Origin of the sequence: Streptomyces sp. YGL11-2 (assembly GCF_050054615.1) — a bacterium.
Classification (GTDB): domain Bacteria; phylum Actinomycetota; class Actinomycetes; order Streptomycetales; family Streptomycetaceae; genus Streptomyces.
This window is the reverse complement of sequence record NZ_JBNHIN010000006.1, coordinates 245,410-266,046: the sequence shown is the minus strand read 5'-3', so window position 1 is coordinate 266,046 and position 20,637 is coordinate 245,410. Positions and strand designations below refer to the sequence as shown.

21 protein-coding genes are annotated in these 20,637 nt (G+C 72.4%); 10 read left to right on the top strand and 11 right to left on the bottom strand.

The annotated features are described in order from the left end of the window. Positions 1–171 precede the first annotated feature (171 nt). From ACO1BR_RS10280 to ACO1BR_RS10265, 4 genes are read left to right on the top strand one after another with little or no spacing between them, the layout of a single operon-like run. Positions 172–486, top strand: a complete 315-nt coding sequence (locus tag ACO1BR_RS10280) for a WXG100 family type VII secretion target (protein ID WP_426794706.1) — start codon at positions 172–174, stop codon at positions 484–486. Position 487: 1 nt separating this feature from the next. After that, the gene (locus ACO1BR_RS10275) at positions 488–1,594 is read left to right on the top strand and encodes a WXG100 family type VII secretion target (protein ID WP_426794705.1); all 1,107 of its coding nucleotides are present in this window, start codon (positions 488–490) and stop codon (positions 1,592–1,594) included. 6 nt (positions 1,595–1,600) lie between these two features. After that, positions 1,601–2,224: a hypothetical protein gene (locus tag ACO1BR_RS10270; RefSeq protein WP_426794704.1), complete on the top strand. Its 624-nt coding sequence runs from the start codon at positions 1,601–1,603 to the stop codon at positions 2,222–2,224. Between the two features lie 12 nt (positions 2,225–2,236). Beyond that, entirely contained in the window at positions 2,237–2,923 is a 687-nt protein-coding gene (locus ACO1BR_RS10265) for a hypothetical protein (protein ID WP_201305104.1), read from the top strand. A 27-nt stretch (positions 2,924–2,950) separates the two neighbouring features. On the opposite strand, the gene ACO1BR_RS10260 is transcribed toward ACO1BR_RS10265, so the two are convergent. Beyond that, complete coding sequence (locus ACO1BR_RS10260; RefSeq protein ID WP_159508710.1) at positions 2,951–3,181, bottom strand: hypothetical protein; 231 nt, start codon at positions 3,179–3,181, stop codon at positions 2,951–2,953. Next, on the bottom strand, positions 3,178–3,390 hold the full coding sequence (locus ACO1BR_RS10255) for a hypothetical protein (RefSeq protein ID WP_159508711.1): 213 nt from the start codon (positions 3,388–3,390) through the stop codon (positions 3,178–3,180). The genes ACO1BR_RS10260 and ACO1BR_RS10255 overlap by 4 nt, the downstream gene beginning before the upstream one ends. Positions 3,391–3,558: 168 nt before the next feature. On the opposite strand from ACO1BR_RS10255, the gene ACO1BR_RS10250 reads away from it, so the two are divergent. After that, entirely contained in the window at positions 3,559–4,401 is an 843-nt protein-coding gene (locus ACO1BR_RS10250; RefSeq protein WP_426794703.1) for a helix-turn-helix domain-containing protein, read from the top strand. After that, positions 4,383–4,667 (top strand): DUF397 domain-containing protein, encoded by a 285-nt coding sequence (locus tag ACO1BR_RS10245; RefSeq protein WP_426794702.1) that lies wholly within the window; start codon positions 4,383–4,385, stop codon positions 4,665–4,667. The genes ACO1BR_RS10250 and ACO1BR_RS10245 overlap by 19 nt, the downstream gene beginning before the upstream one ends. Before the next feature lie 42 nt (positions 4,668–4,709). On the opposite strand, the gene ACO1BR_RS10240 is transcribed toward ACO1BR_RS10245, so the two are convergent. The 5 genes from ACO1BR_RS10240 to ACO1BR_RS10220 all read right to left on the bottom strand — a co-directional run bounded on the left by ACO1BR_RS10240 (position 4,710) and on the right by ACO1BR_RS10220 (position 10,622). After that, the gene (locus ACO1BR_RS10240; protein ID WP_426794701.1) at positions 4,710–5,618 is read right to left on the bottom strand and encodes a hypothetical protein; all 909 of its coding nucleotides are present in this window, start codon (positions 5,616–5,618) and stop codon (positions 4,710–4,712) included. A 192-nt stretch (positions 5,619–5,810) separates the two neighbouring features. After that, positions 5,811–7,661: a dihydroxy-acid dehydratase gene (gene ilvD / locus ACO1BR_RS10235; protein WP_426794700.1), complete on the bottom strand. Its 1,851-nt coding sequence runs from the start codon at positions 7,659–7,661 to the stop codon at positions 5,811–5,813. 207 nt (positions 7,662–7,868) lie between these two features. Next, entirely contained in the window at positions 7,869–8,543 is a 675-nt protein-coding gene (locus tag ACO1BR_RS10230) for a TetR family transcriptional regulator (RefSeq protein ID WP_426794699.1), read from the bottom strand. After that, a complete protein-coding gene (locus tag ACO1BR_RS10225; protein ID WP_426794728.1) occupies positions 8,540–9,352 on the bottom strand; it encodes a sugar phosphate isomerase/epimerase family protein in 813 nt (270 codons plus the stop codon). The genes ACO1BR_RS10230 and ACO1BR_RS10225 overlap by 4 nt, the downstream gene beginning before the upstream one ends. 337 nt (positions 9,353–9,689) lie before the next feature. Beyond that, the gene (locus ACO1BR_RS10220; protein WP_426794698.1) at positions 9,690–10,622 is read right to left on the bottom strand and encodes a Ppx/GppA family phosphatase; all 933 of its coding nucleotides are present in this window, start codon (positions 10,620–10,622) and stop codon (positions 9,690–9,692) included. A 57-nt stretch (positions 10,623–10,679) separates the two neighbouring features. Here ACO1BR_RS10220 and ACO1BR_RS10215 point away from each other — a divergent pair, with 57 nt between their 5' ends. After that, positions 10,680–11,555, top strand: a complete 876-nt coding sequence (locus ACO1BR_RS10215) for a hypothetical protein (RefSeq protein WP_426794697.1) — start codon at positions 10,680–10,682, stop codon at positions 11,553–11,555. Positions 11,556–11,612: 57 nt separating this feature from the next. On the opposite strand, the gene ACO1BR_RS10210 is transcribed toward ACO1BR_RS10215, so the two are convergent. Beyond that, positions 11,613–13,442, bottom strand: a complete 1,830-nt coding sequence (locus tag ACO1BR_RS10210; RefSeq protein WP_426794696.1) for an RNA polymerase sigma factor — start codon at positions 13,440–13,442, stop codon at positions 11,613–11,615. Positions 13,443–13,673: 231 nt separating this feature from the next. Between ACO1BR_RS10210 and radA the strand changes: the two genes are divergently transcribed. Both radA and disA read left to right on the top strand, forming a co-directional pair. Beyond that, a complete protein-coding gene (gene radA / locus ACO1BR_RS10205; RefSeq protein WP_426794695.1) occupies positions 13,674–15,086 on the top strand; it encodes a DNA repair protein RadA in 1,413 nt (470 codons plus the stop codon). Between the two features lie 134 nt (positions 15,087–15,220). Then, positions 15,221–16,345 carry a DNA integrity scanning diadenylate cyclase DisA gene (gene disA / locus ACO1BR_RS10200; RefSeq protein WP_159508720.1) on the top strand — a complete coding sequence of 375 codons (1,125 nt, stop codon included), beginning with the start codon at positions 15,221–15,223 and terminating at the stop codon, positions 16,343–16,345. A 113-nt stretch (positions 16,346–16,458) separates the two neighbouring features. On the opposite strand, the gene ACO1BR_RS10195 is transcribed toward disA, so the two are convergent. The 3 genes from ACO1BR_RS10195 to ACO1BR_RS10185 all read right to left on the bottom strand — a co-directional run bounded on the left by ACO1BR_RS10195 (position 16,459) and on the right by ACO1BR_RS10185 (position 19,428). Further along, a complete protein-coding gene (locus ACO1BR_RS10195; RefSeq protein ID WP_426794694.1) occupies positions 16,459–17,445 on the bottom strand; it encodes an NAD-dependent epimerase/dehydratase family protein in 987 nt (328 codons plus the stop codon). Positions 17,446–17,621: 176 nt separating this feature from the next. Then, positions 17,622–18,476, bottom strand: coding sequence for a hypothetical protein (locus tag ACO1BR_RS10190; protein ID WP_426794693.1), 855 nt, complete (start codon positions 18,474–18,476; stop codon positions 17,622–17,624). 448 nt (positions 18,477–18,924) lie between these two features. Then, on the bottom strand, positions 18,925–19,428 hold the full coding sequence (locus tag ACO1BR_RS10185) for a pyridoxamine 5'-phosphate oxidase family protein (RefSeq protein ID WP_426794692.1): 504 nt from the start codon (positions 19,426–19,428) through the stop codon (positions 18,925–18,927). Between the two features lie 157 nt (positions 19,429–19,585). On the opposite strand from ACO1BR_RS10185, the gene ACO1BR_RS10180 reads away from it, so the two are divergent. Continuing rightward, on the top strand, positions 19,586–20,545 hold the full coding sequence (locus tag ACO1BR_RS10180; protein ID WP_426794691.1) for an A/G-specific adenine glycosylase: 960 nt from the start codon (positions 19,586–19,588) through the stop codon (positions 20,543–20,545). Positions 20,546–20,637: the final 92 nt, after the last annotated feature.

Below are 20,637 nucleotides of genomic sequence, written 5' to 3'. Positions count from 1 at the left end.
GACGAACGCCACGTCAGCGCCACGCACTTGACGCGACGTCATTCCCGTTAACGCGCCCCGTCACATGCGTCAAGGCTCCGTGAAGATCCCCGCCCGGTGCGCCGGTTCCACGGCACCGATCTGCCTACGCTCCCTGCCGTAACAATCACACGACGTCACACGGGGGCAGCCATGCCGCATCAGCAGTTCGCCATCCAACCCGAGCCGGTCACCGCCCTGGCCAAGGACTTCACCGCCTCCGCCGACCATCTCGACGGCCGCATTGGTGACTTCGCCAAGCGGGCGGAGAACGTGGACGACGCCTTCGGTGTGATGTCCGAGTCCACCGAGGCCCTCTCCCAGTACGTGGAGATGACCCGTCACACGACGGCGGCGCTCCAGGAGTTATCCGCGGGCTTACGGAACTACGCCGCCGGCCTGCACCACACTCTCGCCTCCTACCAGGACGCCGAAACCGCGCGGGCGCAGCAGTTCGGGGGCAAGTGACATGGCCGACCAGCAGCAGAAACCGCAGCCGCAGGACCAGCAGCCGCAGATCGAGAAGAGCTTCGACCTGTTCAACCCCGGCGGGGACCCGTCCGTCCTACGGGCCTGCGCCGAGGCGTGGCGAGGCATGGCCCACGACCTGAAGACCACGATCGAGACGCAGGACCACGAGGTCGCCCAGCTAGGCGACAACTGGACCGGCGCCGCCGCGGACGCCTTCCACGCCCACTGGAACCACACGAAGGGGCAGGTGGAGAAGGCGCTGCCACAGTTCGAGACCGTGGCCAAGCAGCTGGACACCACCGCGGATGCCATCCAGAAGGCCAACCACGAGGTCCACCGCGTGGTCGAGGAAGTCCTCGCGACGGCGGCGATCGGTATCGGCCTGTCGGTGCTGACCGCGGGCTTCTCAGACGCCATCGCGGCGGGCGCGGCGGAGGCGGAGATCGCTGAGGCGGCGGGCGAGGTCACCCGGCTCGGACAGCTCCTGATCAAGGTCGCCGAGGTGCTGGAGAAGGTCCAGACGGCAATGAAGGGCAACAAACTGGTCAAGTTCACCGTGGAGTTCGGCAAGAGTACGGACGCCAACTTCATCGGCAACGTCTCCGGGCAGGCCATGACCGGGCAGAAGATCACCTGGGGGCAGGACCTCCAGGATGCCGCGGTGTCCGCAGCAGTGGGCACGGGGATCACGCAAACCGGCGGCGCGCTGGGGAGCAAGGTAAGCAGCTGGGCGGACAGCACCGGTAGGCACGCTGCCGGGGAGGCGTGGGCGCCGGGGAAGACCATTGCGGCAGCCCTCGGCAGCGAGAACGCGGTGGGCAAGATCGCCATGGGCGGACTCGGCAGTGCGGGCGGGCAGGCGGCAGCGGATGGAGTGGATGCAGCCGAGGGGCAGGACAAGGACATCTGGCGCGACGTTGCCTTCAGCGGCGCGGCAGGAGCTGCTGCCGGGGGCGCAGATCACGTGGGGGACGAGTTCCACGCAGCCCGCCCGGGCGGCCCCAAGCCTTTCCCCGTCAGGCAGAAGATCGCCATGGACGGCATCATCTACGGAGACGGCAACGGCCTCAACTCCGGCACTGACAAGACTGATGAGGACAAGTAGCCGACCGTGTTCGAGGTACGCAAGAGCATCAAACGCTTCCGGGACAACCCGGCCTGGACCTACCGTAAGCGTGCCCGAGACTACCTCGCCACATGCGACGACCACGGCTATCCGTTCAGCCTCGGCCCCGATGGCGCCAGGATCGACAATCTGCTCCAGGGCGCCGTCCAGGGCCAGGAGGTCAGTCTGTTCCACCTCCTGGCATGGAAGCGCGCAGGCGGTCCCTACCAGCCGAACGTCGCCTGGCCGTACTCCGTGGCCGTACTCCCCTTGCCCCGCGCACTCCCAGCCACCGCCTTCACCAGCAATCGACTGGCGTCGTCCGCGCGGGAAGAGAAACTGCCCGCCCTCAATCCCGCCACAGGCCCCGTCAGGAACTTGCCCGACCTCGGCACCCACCTGGTCCGTCATGTCACAACCGACCCCGATTTCGCAGCCCTCATCAACTCGTACGCCCTGGAACGGCTCATGCACGACGCCAAGCTGGGCTGGCGCATCGAGGGAAACCGCATGATCGGCTGGACGTCCGGCCGCAAGACCTACGAAGACCTCCTCACCATCACCGACACCCTCACCACCATCATCAACGGCTTCCCCGAACAGGCGTGGAACTGGCCGGGGGTGATGTGACCGCTGCCGACCATGTTCAAGGTGCGCAAGAGCATCAAACGCTTCCGGGACAACCCGGCCTGGACCTACCGCAAGCACGCCCGCGACTACCTCGCCACATTTGAACGCGGCGGCTACCCGTTCAGCCTCGGCCCACACGGCGCCAGGATCGACAATCTGCTCCAGGGCGCCGTTCAGGGCCGCGAGGTGAGCCTGTTCCATCTCCTGGCGTGGCAGCGCCCCTTAGGGAGCAGCGGGTCAAGCATGCCGGATACGTACTCCGTAGCGGTGCTCCCCCTGCCGCGCGCGCTCCCGCATACCGCTTTCACCAGTAGTCGGCTGTCGTGGCGTACCAGGGAGTGGCAGCGGGTCGCTCTCCCGTCCTCCATATACGGGCACCGCGACCTGAAGGACCTCGGCAGCCACCTGGTCCGGCACTTCACCACCGATCCCGAATTCGCAGCCCTCATCAACTCCTACGCCCTGGAAAAACTCATGCACAAGGCCGAGCTGGGCTGGCGCATCGAGGGAAGCCGCATGATCGGCTGGACATCGGGCCGCAAGACCTACGAAGACCTGCTGACCATGGTCGACACCCTCACCATCATCATCGACGACTTCCCCGAACAGGTGTGGAACTGGCCGGAAGAAAAGGCCAGCTCGCCTCAGGCCCTACGCAGCGGTGCCCCGCGAGGCCGCCATCGACGCGAGCGCCGCTGACCTGGGCGGCGCTCGGGTACGGCCCGGTCAGTTCCTCGCTGCTCGCACAGCACTGTGCCGGTTGAGGTGCGCGACATCGCCGCTCAGCGCGACGGACACCGGGACGGGTGCGAGGCCCTTCGGGTCCGCGTCCCACTCCACGCCGCCGCCGAGCGGACGGAGCTGGAAGCAGTCCCCCTCGCGGTCCATCACGCGCCCGACCCGGTCCCGCAGGATGTCCCGTACGATCTCGCCCTTCGCGGGGACGTACGCACTCACGGCCGCGCGCCCCCTTCCCTCATGGCGGCGGCCAGCTTCCGCGCGGTCTGCGGGTTGCAGCGCCCCAACTCGACGAGCGGAAGCGCCTGTTGGCCGCTGTACGTCACCAGGTCGAGGCCGAGCGACGGCAGCACGATGCCGTTCCGCTTCAGCGCGTCGGCCAACTCGTCGAGCGCCGCTTCCGCGTCCGCGGCCCGCTCCTTCGTCATGGGGGTGCTCCTTCTGCCGTTTGCCTGCCTGACGCGCCGGAACGTGACTACGGTGGGTGTTCCGGCCGTTACAAGAATGGCTGCGGAAGTGGGCGCGAGCGCCGTTTGCGGGCCGTACTTCTGCGGCCTGAGTCCATTAGTTCAACACCTTCCGCACAGGAGGTCGTCGTGCCGCCGAGAAGGGTCGTCACCGGTCGAAGCCAGGAGCCGCGCCGACGGTTCGCGGAGGAGTTGCGATTACTGCGCAGGCAGCGAGGGGAGAGCCTGCGGCAGCTCGGCCAGGCTCTGGGTTGGGACCCGTCCCTGTTCGGCAAGATGGAGAACGGGCAGACGATCGGCGGCCCGGAGGTCGCCGAGGCGCTAGATCAGCACTATGGAACGCCTGGACTGCTGCTGACGCTCTGGGAGTTGGCAGTCGGAGACCCGACGCAGTTCAAGGAACGGTACCGGCGTTACATGACGCTGGAACAAGAGGCGGTGAGCCTGTGGCATTACGCAGCAGCCAACCTGCACGGCCTGCTCCAGACAGAAGGCTACGCACGTGAGTTGCTTACGGCGGGCGGCCTTGAGGGCGAGGAGCTGACACGGCAGGTCGAAGCGCGCATAGGGCGTCGGGAGGTTCTGACGGGCGACGATGCGCCACAGCTCCGCACGATCCTGTCCGAGGCTGCGCTGCGTACCCCGTTGGGGGATGCCAACGAGTGGCGGCAGCAACTCGAACACCTGGTGAGCATGGGTGAGCGCAAGAACGTCGTCATTCAGGTGCTGCTACAGACCGCCGGGCTCCATGCCCTGACCAACACCGACACCATGTTCCTGCGCGGCGCGGACGGTTGCACCGTGGCGTGGGTGGAGACCGGGTATTCAGGCGAACTCGTCCAGGAAACGGCTTCAGTTGAACGTCTGCAACATGCGTACGATGCGGTGCGTGACCTGGCGTTGAGCCCGGCCGATTCGCGGAAGTTCATCATCCAGACGTTGGAGGAAGCGCCGTGCGATCCATCGACCTGAGCGCTGTCACTTGGCGCAAGAGCTCGTACAGCAACCAGGATGGGGGAGAGTGCCTTGAGGTCTCCGACGACCGCCTGACCAACGCCACCTGGCGCAAGTCCAGCTACAGCAACCAGGACGGCGGCGCCTGCATTGAGATCGCCGACAACGTCCCCGCCCTTGTCCCCGTCCGCGACAGCAAGGACCCCCAGGGCCCCGCGCTCGTCTTCGAGGCGGCGGCCTGGGGAGCCTTCGTCGTCGGCGTCAAGGCGCTCCCACTCCCGTAGGAATCGTGGGGCTCATGGGGGCTCCTTGGGGCGTTACGGGCACTACGGGTTCGGGGTCACCTCGAAGCCCGCGCCGTAGATGTCGTGCTTGGCGTCGGCGGCCTCGCGGGTGCGCAGGTCGGCCAGGATGTTCGCCGAGCTGGTGTAGTTGAAGGGCGGCAACTGGAGGGTGATCGCCTTGGTGATCCCGGCCCAGGGGCCGGCCGCCTGGAACTTGTTGGCCTGGGACGGGAGATCGGTTCCCGGCACGTGCCAGATGACCGGGCCGCCCGAGTCGCCCGACTTGCCCACGGCCGGTGCCCGGTAGATGCCGTTGTCGTTGTTCATGACGGTGCCGTACCACGTCCCCGTCTGCCCCGACGTGATGATCTCGTTGTTGCCGGTCGTCAGCAGGCGCTCGGAGTCGAGCGCGGGCTTCATGGCGTTCGGACTGACCGGCCCCTTGGGGTACTTCAGCACTCCGGTCTGCTTGAGGTGCGGCCCCTGCGAGGAGAGCGTCACCGTCGGAAGCAGCTCGATGACCATGTAGTCCTTGGTGGCATGGCCCGTCTGCGAACCCTCGGGGTCCTTGAAGTAGCGGACGTAGCCGATCGGGCCGAACTTCACGTCGTTGCGGTCGACGACGGGGATGATGTTGTCCGGGATCTCGTGGTCGGCGTACTTCCCGGACTTGTCGCGTTGGCAGTGCCCTGCCGAGATGGCTATCTTGCGCTGGTGGTCGTCGGTTCCCACGGCCCCGATGGTGCAGAAGAACTTGGTCGGGTTCGGGGGGAACGCGATCTGCATACCGTTGTAGACGCGTTTGGTCTGCTGAGCATGGCCGGAGGGCGCGTCGGCGTGTGCGGTGGCCGCGGCAGCGCCGAGGGAGCCGGTGAGCGCCAGGGCCGCTACGAGGCCCGGTAATACCCTGAGCCTTCCGGTCTTCTTGGTCTTCCTGGTCTTCCCGATCACGTGTCGTTCCCTTCTTGCCGGTGGATGGCCCGGCGCCATCCTGAACGACCGTCATGAAAGACCGATGTAATCGGCGTGATGGATGTACTGCGGCGCGAAGGGCCCCGCCCGCCGGAAGTCATGGGAGTCACAACTCGCGGCGGACGGGGCCCTTACGTCATGGGGCACGGCCCTGGGCTCACGGCCCAGGGATCAGCCCAGCTGGCTCACGTCCCGCACCGCGCCCTTGTCCGCGCTGGTCGCCATGGCCGCGTACGCGCGCAGGGCCGCCGAGACCTTGCGGTCGCGGTTCCTCGGGGCGTAGACGCCGCCGAGGGCCTCGCGGCGGGTGGCCAACTCCTCATCGCTGACGAGGAGTTCGATCGAGCGGTTGGGGATGTCGATGCGGATGCGGTCGCCGTCCTCGACGAGGGCGATCGTGCCGCCGGAGGCCGCCTCGGGGGAGGCGTGGCCGATGGAGAGGCCGGACGTACCGCCGGAGAAGCGGCCGTCGGTGACCAGGGCGCACGCCTTGCCCAGGCCGCGGCCCTTGAGGAACGACGTCGGGTAGAGCATCTCCTGCATGCCGGGGCCGCCCTTGGGGCCCTCGTAGCGGATGACGACGACGTCGCCCTCCTTGATCTGCTTGGTGAGGATCTTGTCGACGGCCTCGTCCTGGGACTCGCAGACCACCGCGGGGCCCTCGAAGGTCCAGATGGACTCGTCGACGCCGGCGGTCTTCACCACGCAGCCGTCGGCCGCGATGTTGCCCTTGAGGACGGCCAGGCCGCCGTCCTTGGAGTAGGCGTGTTCGGTGGAGCGGATGCAGCCGCCGGCGGCGTCCACGTCCAGCGTCTCCCAGCGCTCGGACTGCGAGAAGGCGGTGGCCGAGCGCTTGCAGCCGGGGGCCGCGTGCCACAGCTCGACGGCCTCGGCGGACGGCGAACCCCCGCGCACGTCCCAGGTCTTGAGCCACTCGGCGAGGGTGGCGGAGTGGACCGAGTGGACGTCCTCGTTGAGCATGCCGCCGCGGTACAGCTCGCCGAGGATGGCGGGGATGCCGCCGGCGCGGTGCACGTCCTCCATGTAGTACGTGCCGCCGGGGGCGACGTTCGGGGCGACCTTGGCCAGGCACGGGACGCGGCGGGAGACCGCGTCGATGTCCTTGAGGTCGTAGTCCAGGCCGGCCTCCTGGGCGGCGGCCAGGAGGTGCAGGATCGTGTTGGTCGAGCCGCCCATGGCGATGTCGAGGGCCATGGCGTTCTCGAAGGCGGCGCGGGTGGCGATGTTGCGCGGGAGGACGGACTCGTCGCCGTCCTCGTAGTAGCGCTTGGTGATCTCGACGACCGTGCGGCCGGCGTTCTCGTAGAGCGCGCGGCGGGCGGTGTGGGTGGCGAGGACCGAGCCGTTGCCGGGGAGGGAGAGGCCCATGGCCTCGGTCAGGCAGTTCATGGAGTTGGCGGTGAACATGCCGGAACAGGAGCCGCAGGTGGGACAGGCGTTCTCCTCGATGCGGAGGACGTCCTCGTCGGAGACGCTGTCGTTGACCGAGTCGACGATGGCGTTGATCAGGTCGAGCTTGCGGACCGTGCCGTCGACCAGGGTGGCCTGGCCGGCCTCCATCGGGCCGCCGGAGACGAAGACCACCGGGATGTTCAGGCGCATCGCGGCCATCAGCATGCCCGGGGTGATCTTGTCGCAGTTGGAGATGCAGATCAGCGCGTCGGCGCAGTGCGCCTCGACCATGTACTCCACCGAGTCCGCGATCAGGTCGCGGGAGGGGAGGGAGTACAGCATGCCGCCGTGGCCCATGGCGATGCCGTCGTCGACCGCGATGGTGTTGAACTCGCGGGGGACGGCGCCCGCGGCCCGGATGGCGTCGGAGACGATCCGGCCGACGGGGGCGAGGTGGGTGTGGCCGGGCACGAACTCCGTGAAGGAGTTGGCGACCGCGACGATCGGCTTACCGATGTCCTCGCTCGCTACGCCCGAGGCCCGCATAAGGGCGCGGGCGCCCGCCATGTTGCGGCCATGGGTAACGGTGCGGGACCTCAGCTCGGGCACGATGGTCACTCCCTCGGGATTCGGGACACGTACGTCGGGATACGTACGTACAGCAGTGGCGCCATACAGCAGCTGATCCCGAGATTACGCTCTTGATCCAAGATCCGGACAACGACTCCGGGATGTGAGATGTCCGACCGGAGTGCGGACGGCGTCGGTGCGGACGGCGGTACGGGCACCCGGCCGGGGGCGTCCGCCCCGTCCGCCCTACGGCCGAGTCAGGTACCGCTGGAGCGTCGGGGCGACCATCGCCACGATCTCCTCCAGGTCCGCGGACGCCATCGGCTCCATCTTGACCAGGTACCGCAGCATGGCGATCCCGATGAGATGGCTCGCCGCCAGCTGGACCCTGAACTCGGGGTCGGGCACGTGCAGTTCGCCCGCCACCCGGTGGAGCAGCCGGCGTTCGACCAGCCCGCGCAGCACCGCCGCCGCGGTGTCGTTGGTCAGCGCCGAGCGCATGATGGCCAGCAGCGGCGGCCGGCTGACCGGGTTCTCCCAGACGCCGAACATGAAGCGGGCCATCCGCTCGCCCACGCCCGCCTCACTGCCGCCCGCGAGGGCGTCCGGCATGGTCAGCGCGGGCGCGAAGGACATCTCGATGGCCGCTGCGAAGACCTGCTCCTTGGTGCCGAAGTAGTGGTGCACCAGCGCCGCGTCCACCCCGGCCGCCTTGCCGATCCCGCGGACCGAGGTCTTGTCGTAGCCCCGCTCGGCGAACTCCGTACGGGCCGCGGCGAGGATCTGCTCCCGGGTGCCGGGCCCCTCGGCCGCCTCGGTACGGGCCGGCCGGCCCCGGCGGCGGCGCGGGGCGGTGTCGGCGGTGTCCGTGGTGTCCCCGCTCGCCGGTCCGGAATCGTGCGCGCGCCCGGGACCGCTCACTTGCCCGGCACCCACGTCGGCGACGCCAGATGCAGCCGCGTGAAGGCCAGCGCCTCGGCGAGGTCGGCCTCGCGTTCGGCGGCGGACATCGCCCGGCGGGTGTTGACCTCGACGACGACATGGCCGTCGAAGCCGTTGGCGGCCAGCCGCTCCAGCAGCTCCGCGCACGGCTGGCTGCCGCGCCCCGGCACCAGGTGCTCGTCCTTGGCGGAGCCGTTGCCGTCCGCGAGGTGGACGTGGGCCAGCCGGTCGCCCATCCGCGCCGCCATCTCCAGCGCGTCATGGCGCGCGGTGGCGGTGTGCGAGAGGTCGACGGTGAAGTGCCGGTAGTCGTCGTTGGTGGGGTCCCAGTCCGGGGCGTACGCCAGCATCTCGCGGTCGCGGTAGCGCCAGGGGTACATGTTCTCCACGGCGAACCGGACGTCGGTCTCGCTCGCCATCCGCCAGACGCCGCGGACGAAGTCCCGGGCGTAGCTGCGCTGCCAGCGGAACGGCGGGTGCACCACCACCGTCGAGGCGCCCAGCTTCTCCGCGGCCTGCCGGGCCCGCTGGAGCTTGACCCAGGGGTCGGTGGACCACACCCGCTGGGTGATCAGCAGGCAGGGCGCGTGCACCGCCAGCACCGGCACCCCGTGGTAGTCCGAGAGCCGGCGCAGCGCCTCTATGTCCTGGCTGACCGGGTCGGTCCAGACCATGACCTCGACGCCGTCGTAGCCCAGGCGCGCGGCGATCTCGAAGGCCGTCGCCGTCGACTCCGGATACACCGAAGCCGTGGACAGCGCGACCTTCGCATCGGGAATGCGCACCACAGGCTCTGTCACGAGGGACAGGGTACGGGCCGGGGCCTGCCGCGGGGCAGGAGGTCCGGGCCGCCACGGCAGGCCGACGGGGCACTGCCGGGGCAGGTGGGACGGGGGCTACCGGTGTGGCGCGGCCGTCCCGCGGCGCGCGGTGTGATCTCCGCCGCACTCGGCGGGAACGGCCGGAACGCGACGTCGCGCGGCCGGGGGAGACGGCCCTCCCACCGCTGCCGTACGGGCGCCGTCCCTCCCGCCGTACGGACCCCGCCCTCTCCCGCCGTACGGAGACCGCCCCACCGCCCGTACGGCACCGGCCGCGCCCCCCTGCGTACCGGGGGCGCGGACCCTAGTGCTCCGGCAGGTGGTCCAGCCGCCGCAGGATGACGCCCTCGCGCAGCGCCCACGGGCAGATCTCCAGGGTCGCCACGGCGAACAGGTCCAGCGCCGCCTCGGCGACCAGCGCCCCGGCCAGCAGCTGCGGGGCGCGCCCCTCGGACACCCCGGGCAGCCCGCCCCGCTCCCGCGCGGACATTCCGGCCAGCCGCGGCACCCACTCCTCCAGGCTCTTGCGGGTCAGCTCGCGCTGGGCGTACAGCCCGTCCGCGGACCGCGCCGCGCCCGCGATCCGGGCCAGCTGCTTGAAGGTCTTGGACGTCCCGACGACCTGGTCCGGGGTCCCGTACCGGCTGAAGTCGCTCACCACACGGGCGATCTCGGCGCGCACCCGGCGGCGCAGCGCCCGGACGGCCTCCGCGTCCGGCGGGTCGCCGGGCAGGTCGCCGGCGGTCAGCCGGCCCGCGCCGAGCGGCAGCGACACCGCGACGTCCGGGTCCTCGTCCAGGCCGTACGCGATCTCCAGCGAGCCGCCGCCGATGTCCAGGACCAGCAGCCGGCCCGCCGACCAGCCCAGCCAGCGGCGGGCCGCCAGGAAGGTGAGCCGGGCCTCGTCCTCGCCGGAGAGCACCTGGAGGTCGACCCCGGTCTCCTCGGTGACGTGCCGGAGCACGTCCTCCCCGTTGGCGGCTTCGCGGATCGCGGAGGTGGCGAACGGGAGCACGTCCTCGACGCCCTTGTCCTCGGCGACCTGCATCGCCTCGCGGATGGTGGCTGCCAGGCGGTGCACACCGGCGTCACTTATGGCGCCGCCGGCGTCGAGCAGCTCGGCAAGGCGGAGTTCCGCCTTGTGCGAGTAGGCGGGCAGCGGGCGCGCGCCCGGGTGCGCGTCCACCACCAGGAGATGGACCGTATTCGAACCCACGTCGAGGACACCGAGTCTCATGAGGTGAAACCTACTGCCGCGGCAGGGGACACTTGCGGCTCGCCTTACGCTGGACCCGTGGCAAAGACGAAACAGGCGAAGCACCAAAAGGCCCTGAAAAAGGAAGAAAAGCGACGCGCGCAGGCGGCTGCGGCGGCGCGCTCCGGCGGCGGGGCACCGGCCGACGAGGTCGGCCTCGACTTCGCCCGCGCCTGGGTCACCTTCCCCGACCCCGGCGACGACGAGCAGCTGTTCCGCTGCGACCTGACCTGGCTCACCTCCCGCTGGACCTGCATCTTCGGCAGCGGCTGCCAGGGCATCCAGGCGGGCCGCGCGGACGACGGGTGCTGCACCCTCGGCGCGCACTTCTCCGACGAGGAGGACGAGGAGCGGGTCGCGAAGCACGTGGCGCGGCTCACGCCCGAGCTGTGGCAGTTCCACGACGTCGGCACCAGCACCGGCTGGACCGAGGAGGACGAGGACGGCGAGCGGCAGACCCGGCGCTGGCAGGGCTCCTGCATCTTCCAGAACCGCCCCGGCTTCGCGGCGGGCGCCGGCTGCTCGCTGCACATCCTCGCGCTGCGCGAGGGCCGCGAGCCCCTGGAGACCAAGCCCGACGTGTGCTGGCAGCTGCCGGTCCGGCGGACGTACGAGTGGATCGACCGGCCGGACGACACCCAGATCCTGCAGGTGACGATCGGCGAGTACGACCGCCGCGGCTGGGGCCCCGGCGGCCACGACCTGCACTGGTGGTGCACGTCCGCGACGTCGGCGCACGGCGCGGGCGATCCGGTCTACGTCACCTACAAGCCCGAACTCACCGAGCTGATGGGCAAGAAGGGGTACGCCAAGCTCGCCGGGCTGTGCGAGGAGCGGCTTGCCGCGACGCTGCCGATGGCGCCGCACCCGGCCGACCCGAAGCCGCGGCGGGACGCCGAGCCCTCCAAGAGCTAGGGCCTGTCCGACCCTGACCCGTCGGACAAGGCCCAGCCGTTCCGCCGCGGCGCCGGCTCAGCGGGGCGGGCGAGGGGTGTGCGAAGGGGCGGGCCCACCCGGCGCCGAGGGGCCGGGTCCGCCCGCCTGCGTGGTCGGCCGCCCGGTCGCATCCTCGGTCGGCCGCGCGGTCGGGTTCGCCGTCGGTCCCGGGTACGTCGGCGTCGGGGACAGCGCCGGCTGCTGCGTCGGGGTGGGACGGCCGGGGCCGGGCGCCGGATGCGGCGGTGCCGGGGTGGGGCCGCCGGGCGAGGGGCGGCCCGGCCCCGGAGCGGGCTCGGTCACCCCATGGCCCTCCAGCGCGACGACGGTGCCGCCCGGCTCGATGGCGATCTTGGACTTCCAGTGCCCCTCGGGCTCCCGGTCGTGGTCGACGTACACCGTGATCTTCGTGGTCTGGCCCGGCTGCAGCTCCCCCGCCGTATGGCTCATCTGGAGCCAGGGCGCTGCCGCCGCCGCCCGCCAGCGCACCGGCGAGCGGCCCGAGGCCCGGATCGTGATGACCGTCGTCCCGGCGGCGGGCTGCGCGTCGACGGTCAGCCGCCCCGGCCCCCGCTCCTCCCGGTCGGCCGGCGGCGTCGGGCCGCTGTCCGGGCCTGCCACCTCGACGGACACGTCGGGCGTCCAGTCGCCGGCCGTCAGGCCGCGCCGCGGGGTCGTCGGACGGGCGTTGCCGGCGTTCTCGTAGCGGCGGCCGTCGAACGGGGCGCCGGCGCCCGGCCCGGCGTCCGTGTCGTTGGCCGCCACCGTCGTGGCGTCCGTCTCGCCGGTCTCCGGGGCGCCGCGGTAGGCCGCCCACAGGGCGAGCACCGGCGCCGCCAGCACCGTCGCCACGACCGTGGTGGTCAGCGCCCGGTTGCGCAGCCGACGGCGGCGCGCGACCCGGTCCGTGGGGCCTACCGGGAATCCGTTGCGGCCGTAGCGAGGAGAACCGTTTGCTCCACCGTGCCGGCCACCGGCCGGCGCCGCGGTCGCGCCCGGCACCCCCTCCGCCCGCCCCGACCGGGACTTCAGGGCCGCCGCCAGCGCCGCGAACACCGCCTCGTGCTCGGCGCCCACCAGCGGCAGCGTGCCCTGGTCGGCGGGCGCGGTGCCCGGCCAGGGCCCGGCGGCGGTGGCCCGCTCGGCGGTCCGCCGGCACTCGGCGCAGTCGTCGACATGGCGCACCAGCTCCCGGCGGAGCGCCGCGCCCAGCAGCATCTGGCTGTCCCCGGCCAGTCGGCCCACGTCCGGACATCGCCCGAACTCGACGACGGCCAGCGCCGCCCGGGTCCGCTCGACCTCGCAGGACGCGGCGGCCAGCAGCGCGCGGGTGGCGGCCGGTTCGGCGCCGAGCACCGCGGCGACCTCGTCGGGCGACAGCCGGTGGCGCACCGAGAGCTCCAGCGCCTCGCGCTGCTCGGGCGTGGTCCCGGCGGCCTCCGGCCAGGCCAGCACGGCCAGTTCCCGCCGGCGCTCCTGCTCCTGCTCCGGCCGCTCGCCGGGCGGGGCCGCGGGTTCCTGACCGGCCTCGGCGAGCCGGCGCAGGCACGCCCAGCGGGCGAGGGCATACAGCCAGGGGCCGTAGAGGCCGGCGACGCCGGGGCGCCGGCCGTGCTGCCGCTCGGCGAGCGCCAGCGCCTCGCCGAGCACCGCGGTGGCCGCGTCGTGCTCGCACAGCACGGACAGGCAGTAGGTGAACAGCCCGTCCAGATACGGCTCGTAGCGGTCCTGGCGGGCCTCGTGCCGCCGCCGTGTGTCGCGGTTCCGGCGGATCCCGCGGTCCTCTTCCTCGGGCCGGCGCGGCGCCGGGCCGCGCGACCGGTGTGCGCCGGTGGTGTGCGTAGGGTGCTCGGGCCTGCTGCTCATCACCCCGGCGACGGTAGGCGGATGATGCAGCCGGTCTCGCTTGGCGAGACCGGTTTTAACCCGTTCGGGTGACCATCTCCCTCAAAAGGGGACACAAATCTGCTATTCGGCCCCCGAGCGCGCTCGGCGCACGCCGCCCGGTCGGCGCAACCGCAGCCGATGGGGCCCCCCCCCCCGGCTCATCAAGAGCTTGGGACCCCCGCTGTCACACCCCGCCGCTACGGTTGCGTCATGGCAACTCGCAAATCGTCGGCCAAGGAGCGCCCCTCGTACCGCTGCACCGGGTGCGGCTGGACCACCGCGAAGTGGCTCGGCCGCTGCCCGGAGTGCCAGGCGTGGGGCACGGTCGAGGAGTTCGGCGGCGCCCCCGCGGTGCGCACCACCGCCCCCGGCCGGGTCACCACCGCCGCGCTACCCATCGGCCAGGTCGACGCCAGGCAGGCCGCCGCCCGCTCCACCGGCGTGCCCGAGCTGGACCGCGTGCTGGGCGGCGGGCTGGTCCCGGGCGCGGTGGTGCTGCTCGCCGGTGAGCCCGGCGTCGGCAAGTCCACGCTCCTGCTGGACGTCGCCGCCAAGGCCGCCTCCGGCAGCCACCGCACGCTCTATGTGACCGGCGAGGAGTCCGCCAGCCAGGTCCGGCTGCGCGCCGACCGCATCGGGGCGCTCGACGAGGACCTCTATCTGGCCGCCGAGACCGACCTCTCCGCCGTCCTCGGCCATCTGGACACGGTCAAGCCGTCGCTGCTCATCCTGGACTCCGTGCAGACCGTCGCCTCCCCCGAGATCGACGGCGCCCCCGGCGGGATGGCTCAGGTCCGCGAGGTCGCCGGCGCCCTGATCCGGGCTTCCAAGGAGCGCGGCATGTCGACCCTCCTGGTCGGCCACGTCACCAAGGACGGTGCCATCGCCGGCCCCCGCCTCCTGGAGCACCTGGTCGACGTCGTGCTGCACTTCGAGGGCGACCGGCACGCCCGGCTCCGCCTCGTCCGCGGCGTCAAGAACCGCTACGGCACGACCGACGAGGTCGGCTGCTTCGAGCTGCACGACGAGGGCATCACCGGCCTCGCCGACCCCTCCGGCCTGTTCCTGACCCGCCGCGACGAGCCGGTGCCCGGGACGTGCCTGACGGTCACCCTGGAGGGCCGCCGCCCGCTGGTCGCCGAGGTCCAGGCGCTGACCGTCGACTCCCAGATCCCCTCCCCCCGGCGGACCACCTCCGGCCTGGAGACCTCCCGGGTCTCGATGATGCTCGCCGTCCTGGAGCAGCGCGGCCGGATCAGCGCCCTGGGCAAGCGCGACATCTACAGCGCGACGGTCGGCGGCGTGAAGCTCTCCGAGCCGGCCGCCGACCTCGCCGTGGCGCTCGCCCTGGCCAGCGCCGCCAGCGACACCCCGCTGCCGAAGAACCTGGTCGCCATCGGCGAGGTCGGCCTGGCCGGCGAGGTGCGGCGGGTCACCGGCGTCCAGCGCCGCCTCTCGGAGGCCGCCCGGCTCGGCTTCACGCACGCCCTGGTCCCCGCGGATCCGGGCAAGATCCCCGCCGGCATGCGGGTCCTGGAGGTCGCCGACGTCGGTCAGGCGCTGTCCGTGCTGCCCAAGCGGGTACGTCGGGAGGCCCCGCGGGAGGAGGACGCGCGCCGGTAGACTTTGCCCCGGTCTCGCCCGTCACCGCCGTCTCACCGCCGGCTGCGTAGCTCCCAGATACCCTCGTTTGGTACGCACCGCGGCAGCGGCCGGGCGGCCGGCGGACCGACAGATCCTTGCGACGGAGGAGTGCAGTGGCAGCCAACGACCGGGCATCGTCTCCCGGCAGGTCCGGAGGGAGCTCCGGCACCGAGAGCCTGATGCGCGCCTCGCTGAGCGCCGTCGCGCCCGGTACGGCCCTGCGGGACGGCCTGGAGCGCATCCTCCGGGGCAACACGGGCGGCCTGATCGTCCTCGGCTTCGACAAGACCGTCGAGTCCATGTGCACCGGCGGTTTCGCGCTGGACGTCGAGTTCTCCGCCACCCGCCTGCGCGAGCTGTGCAAGCTCGACGGCGCGCTGGTCCTCGACAAGGACATCACCAAGATCCTCCGCGCCGGTGTCCAGCTGGTCCCGGACGCCTCCATCCCCACCGAGGAGACCGGCACCCGCCACCGCACCGCCCAGCGGGTCTCCATCCAGACGAACTTCCCGGTGGTCTCGGTCAGCCAGTCCATGCGGCTGATCGCGCTCTACGTGGACGGTGAGCGGCGCGTCCTGGAGGAGTCCGCCGCGATCCTCTCCCGCGCCAACCAGGCGCTCGCCACCCTGGAGCGCTACAAGCTCCGCCTCGACGAGGTCGCCGGCACCCTCTCCGCCCTGGAGATCGAGGACCTGGTCACGGTCCGCGATGTCAGCGCCGTCGCCCAGCGCCTGGAGATGGTCCGCCGGATCGCCACCGAGATCGCCGAGTACGTCGTCGAACTGGGCACCGACGGCCGCCTGCTGGCCCTCCAGCTGGAGGAACTGATCGCCGGTGTGGAGCCGGAGCGCGAGCTGGTCGCCCGCGACTACGTCCCCGAGCCCACCGCCAAGCGCTCCCGCACGGTCGCCGAGGCGCTGGCCGACCTGGACGCGCTCAGCCACCCCGAGCTGCTCGAACTCCCCATCGTGGCCCGCGCGTTGGGCTACAGCGGCGCCCCCGAGACGCTGGACTCCGCGGTCTCCCCGCGCGGCTTCCGCCTGCTGGCGAAGGTCCCCCGGCTCCCCGGCACGGTCATCGACCGCCTCGTCGACCACTTCGGCGGCCTCCAGAAGCTCCTCGCCGCCAGCGTCGACGACCTCCAGGCGGTCGACGGCGTCGGCGAGACCCGCGCCCGCTCGGTCCGCGAGGGCCTGTCCCGGCTGGCGGAGTCGTCGATCCTGGAACGGTACGTCTAGGGCCTTTCCGGCCATGCCCCCTCGGACAGGACCGAGGACCCGGCACGGCACCCGTACGGCCCGTGGGAGGTATCGCCTCCACGGGCCGTAGGTGTCTCTGCGGGCCCCGGTGCTCAGCGGCCCAGCACCGCCGCCTCCTTCTCCGCCGGCAGGCCCGGCACCGGCCGGTCCGGGCGCCGCGGCGCGACCCCGCCGATGCTCCGCAGCCACTCCCAGGTGTCGGCCACCGTCTCCGCCACCGGCCGGCACCGCAGCCCCGACGCCAGCGCCTTGGCGACGTCACCGCCGTGCAGCACGTCGTGGAGCTGCCCCGGCGGCAGCCAGATCGGCAGCTCCGTCCAGGGCTCGATGCCCGCCGCGAGGACGTCCTCCGGCGCGGTCCAGCGCAGTTCGGCCGCGGAGCCGGTGACCCGCACACAGCTCTCCAGCAGCTCGCCCATCGTCGTGTGCCCGGACTCGCTCACCAGGTTGTACGGGCCACCCCGCCCGTCCCGTACGGCGTCCAGGGTCCACTCGGCGAGGTCGCGGGCGTCGATGTACTGGAGGGGCAGCTCGCGCGGCCCCGGGGCGAGCACCGGCCCGCCGCGGGCGATCCGGCCCAGCCACCACGGAAGCCGCCCGATGTTCTCGTACGGGCCGAGGATCAGCCCGGCGCGGACCAGCAGCGCCCGGTCCCCGAAGGCGTCGGTCGCGGCCACCTCGGCACCCCGCTTGGCCGCGGCGTAGTCGTCGGCGTCGGTGGCGTCGGGCGAGCCGTCGACCAGCGCGGCCCGCTCGCTGATCCGGCAGGTGGGCGGATAGGCGTACACCGAGCCGGTGGAGACGTACGCGTACCGGCCGACCCGGTCGGCCAGCAGCCGGGTGGTGTCCCGCACCGCCGCGGGCGCCCCGCTCCAGGTGTCGACGACGGCGTCCCACTCGCCGTCCTCCAGGGCGGCGAGCCCGCCCTGTGCCGTCCGGTCGCCGCGCAGCGCCGCGGCCCCGTCCGGCGCCGTATGCCGCCCGCGGTGGAACACCGTGACCCGCCAACCCCGCGCCAGCGCCGCCTCGGTGACCGCCCGGCCCACGAACTCCGTACCGCCCAGTATCAGTAGCTTCATGGCGGCGACTGTGCCGCAGCGGGCGCGGCCGGTACCAGCACCGCACGCTCTGAGCAGATTCCCTACGGGCGGAACTTGCGGAGCGCGGAGTTCCGGGCCGCGGGGGAGCGAGGGCAGGGGGCCGTGCGGCGGGTGCGCCGCCGGTCGGTCCGTCGCCCCGCCGGGAAGTCCTTCGGTCAGTCCTTCGCCAGGTCGAACGACGTCCGGGCCGCGGTCAGCCCCGGCACCTTCGCCTCGATGAGATACGTGCCGGCCGGCACCGCCGCCGCGCTCGGCGTCGCGCACTGCGGGCCGCTCGCCCGGCGGTCCCAGGCGATGGACCGGGTCACCGAACCACCGGCCGGCACCTGGAGCCAGGCCGGGCCGCCGGTCGACGGGCAGTCGCCGGAGGACCACACCCGGTCGCCGCCCGAGCTGTCGCTGATGGTCAGCAGCGCCGCCTTGCGTCCGAGGTCCACCTTGCAGGCCGCGTCACCGGAGTTCTCCATCGTCAGCTCGAACTTCGGCCGGTCGTCGGGCGCGTAGGAGTCCTCGGTGCTGTGCACGGTCAACTTCACGGCGCCAGATGTGCAGTTGGGGACGGTGGGACCCGCCGCCACGGCGTTGCTGCCGGTGCCCTCGCCGATCGGCGCCCAGCCGGAACCGGAGCCCGAACCGCCCGAACCGGAGCCGCCGCCGGCACCACCGCCGGACGCGCCGCCCTTGCCGTCCGCCCCGGACGCGCCCCCTGCGGACCCGTCACCGGAACCGGAGTCCCCACCCGAACTCCCCCCGGAACCCGACACATCGCGCCCGCCGGGCTTCTGGCTGATCGCCGGTCCGGTAGGCGCCGGCCCCGGCGTGATGGACGCCGCGGGGCCCGTTCCCTTCGCGCCCTTGCCCTCGTTGGCGGTGGTGGTGTCGCCGCCGCCCATGGTGAGGACCCACACGACCAGCGCGACCAGCAGCACGACGACGGCCAGCGCAACGGCCCTCCGCCGCCAGTAGATGGAGGACGGAAGCGGCCCGATCGGATTGCGCAGTGATCCCACGCGGAAACTCTACGAGAGATCCGTACCCGCACCGGCCAGTACCCGCCGTATCGGGCTGCAACTTTTCACATCATCGGTCCGCAGGGCGCCCCTTACATCGCCGCGCGCCCCCGCGGTCGCGCCCCCCGCGGCCACCGCGCCACCGGCCGCCGCACCGCCCCGCCTTCACGTTCGACAGGTGCACCCGCACCCATCTCCGCACACTTTCGACCATAACCGCGCTATCTGACATAGCGTCAGAATTTGTCCACCGGATGCGATTCCGTCCCCCGGCAGATCGCCGACGTCGCCGCTCCCCCGCTCGACACCACCGATCTCGCGCACCGGACACCTGGCCGGATCCGCACCCCGGCCGCCACCGGCACCTCCGGCGAGCCGCCGCACCGGCCGCCGCCGGACCCCGCCCGCTCGCGCCGCACCCGGCACCCGCCCCACCCCCACGGACCGACTACGCCTGCCACTCCTCCTTGTGACCGAAACCCCGCCCGTTGTCGATCAGCCGCAGCCAGTCCGGGCGCAGCTCCCACAGCGCGGTCCGCTCCAGGGCCGCGCGCAGCCGCTCGCTCCCCTCGACGAACGGGAAGCGGGCGGTGTAGACGCGCCACGCGGCGGCCCGCTCGGCCCCGCTCAGCGGGCGGCACCCGCCCCGCCCCTGCAGCCCGGTCAGCGCGCTCCACTCCTGGCCGTCCCGCTGCACCGTGAACGCCACCCGGGCACCGGGCCGCCCCAGGGCCCGGCCGTGCCGCGTGGTGTCCGCCGTGACGAAGTACAGCGCCGGCGCCCCGTCCGCCGCCGTCCCCACCGCGTACAGCACCGCACACGCCTGCGGCCCGTCCTCGTCCGCGTACGCCAGCGTCACCGTCGAGTGCCCGTCCAGCGCCCGCCGGATCGCCGCGGGAGCGCCCGCACCGCCCGTGCCGCCGGCACCTTCCCCACCGCGCTTCTCCTCCATACCGGCATCCTCGTACGCCCCCGCCGCCCCGCGCGCACCGGCCCGGCACATACCCGCGGTAGCCCCCCACCCCCTTCCTGCGTGTGGGTGGGCGTGCGGCGGGGCGGAGCCGGTGCGTTTCCCGGGGGCGCGCGGGCGTGCCAGGATCGACGGTGCCATGACTTCGACGCCTGCCATCCCCACGCTCATGACCGCCGCCGCCGACACCGCCTCCGCCGCCGTATCGGCCGCGGAGGCCGCGGACGGGACCGGCCTGCACGGCCCCGTCACCGACTGGTTCGCCGAGCATGCCCGCGACCTGCCCTGGCGCCGCCCCGAAGCGGGCGCCTGGGGCGTGATGGTGAGCGAGTTCATGCTCCAGCAGACCCCGGTCAGCCGTGTGCTGCCGGTGTACGAGCAGTGGCTGGCCCGCTGGCCACGGCCCGCCGACCTCGCCGCCGAGGCGCCGGGCGAGGCGGTACGCGCCTGGGGCCGGCTCGGCTATCCGCGGCGCGCCCTGCGGCTGCACGCCGCGGCCTCCGCCATACAGGAGCGCCACGGCGGCGACGTCCCCCGGGAGCACTCCCAGCTGCTGGCGCTGCCCGGCGTCGGCGAGTACACCGCGGCGGCCGTCGCCTCCTTCGCGTACGGGCAGCGGCACGCGGTGCTGGACACCAACGTGCGGCGGGTCTTCGCCCGCGCGGTCACCGGCCGGCAGTACCCGCCGAACGCCACCACCGCCGCCGAGCGCAAGCTGGCCCGCGCGCTGCTCCCCGAGGACGAGGGGCTCGCGTCCCGGTGGGCGGCGGCCACGATGGAGCTGGGCGCGCTGGTGTGCACCGCGCGCAGCCCCGAGTGCCACCGCTGCCCGATCGCCGCGCAGTGCGCCTGGCAGCAGGCCGGGTCGCCGGCCCACGACGGCCCGCCGCGCCGCGCCCAGACCTACGCCGGTACCGACCGCCAGGTGCGCGGCAAGCTGCTGGCCGTCCTGCGCGAGGCGGTCACCCCGGTGCCGCAGGTGATGCTGGACGCGGTGTGGGACGAGCCGGTGCAGCGGGCCCGCGCGCTGGACGGGCTGGTCTCGGACGGTCTGGTGGAACCGCTGTCCGGCGGGCGCTACCGGCTGCCGCACGCCTAACGGACACCACTCCTCCGGAATCCATCCCTCGTTCATGTAACGCGGAGACCGAATTACGCATCTATAGGGGCGTGGCCGCTTCGGCGGCCGCG

Excerpts from the sequence above, each read along its gene's own strand:
- ACO1BR_RS10275 (WP_426794705.1), top strand. The coding sequence starts at position 488 with ATGGCCGACCAGCAGCAGAAACCGCAGCCGCAGGACCAGCAGCCGCAG.
- ACO1BR_RS10180 (WP_426794691.1), top strand. The coding sequence starts at position 19,586 with ATGACTTCGACGCCTGCCATCCCCACGCTCATGACCGCCGCCGCCGAC.
- ACO1BR_RS10195 (WP_426794694.1), bottom strand. The coding sequence starts at position 17,445 with ATGAAGCTACTGATACTGGGCGGTACGGAGTTCGTGGGCCGGGCGGTC.
- ACO1BR_RS10255 (WP_159508711.1), bottom strand. The coding sequence starts at position 3,390 with ATGACGAAGGAGCGGGCCGCGGACGCGGAAGCGGCGCTCGACGAGTTG.
- ACO1BR_RS10280 (WP_426794706.1), top strand. The coding sequence starts at position 172 with ATGCCGCATCAGCAGTTCGCCATCCAACCCGAGCCGGTCACCGCCCTG.
- ACO1BR_RS10185 (WP_426794692.1), bottom strand. The coding sequence starts at position 19,428 with ATGGAGGAGAAGCGCGGTGGGGAAGGTGCCGGCGGCACGGGCGGTGCG.
- radA (WP_426794695.1), top strand. The coding sequence starts at position 13,674 with ATGGCAACTCGCAAATCGTCGGCCAAGGAGCGCCCCTCGTACCGCTGC.
- ACO1BR_RS10210 (WP_426794696.1), bottom strand. The coding sequence starts at position 13,442 with ATGAGCAGCAGGCCCGAGCACCCTACGCACACCACCGGCGCACACCGG.
- ACO1BR_RS10220 (WP_426794698.1), bottom strand. The coding sequence starts at position 10,622 with ATGAGACTCGGTGTCCTCGACGTGGGTTCGAATACGGTCCATCTCCTG.
- ACO1BR_RS10265 (WP_201305104.1), top strand. The coding sequence starts at position 2,237 with ATGTTCAAGGTGCGCAAGAGCATCAAACGCTTCCGGGACAACCCGGCC.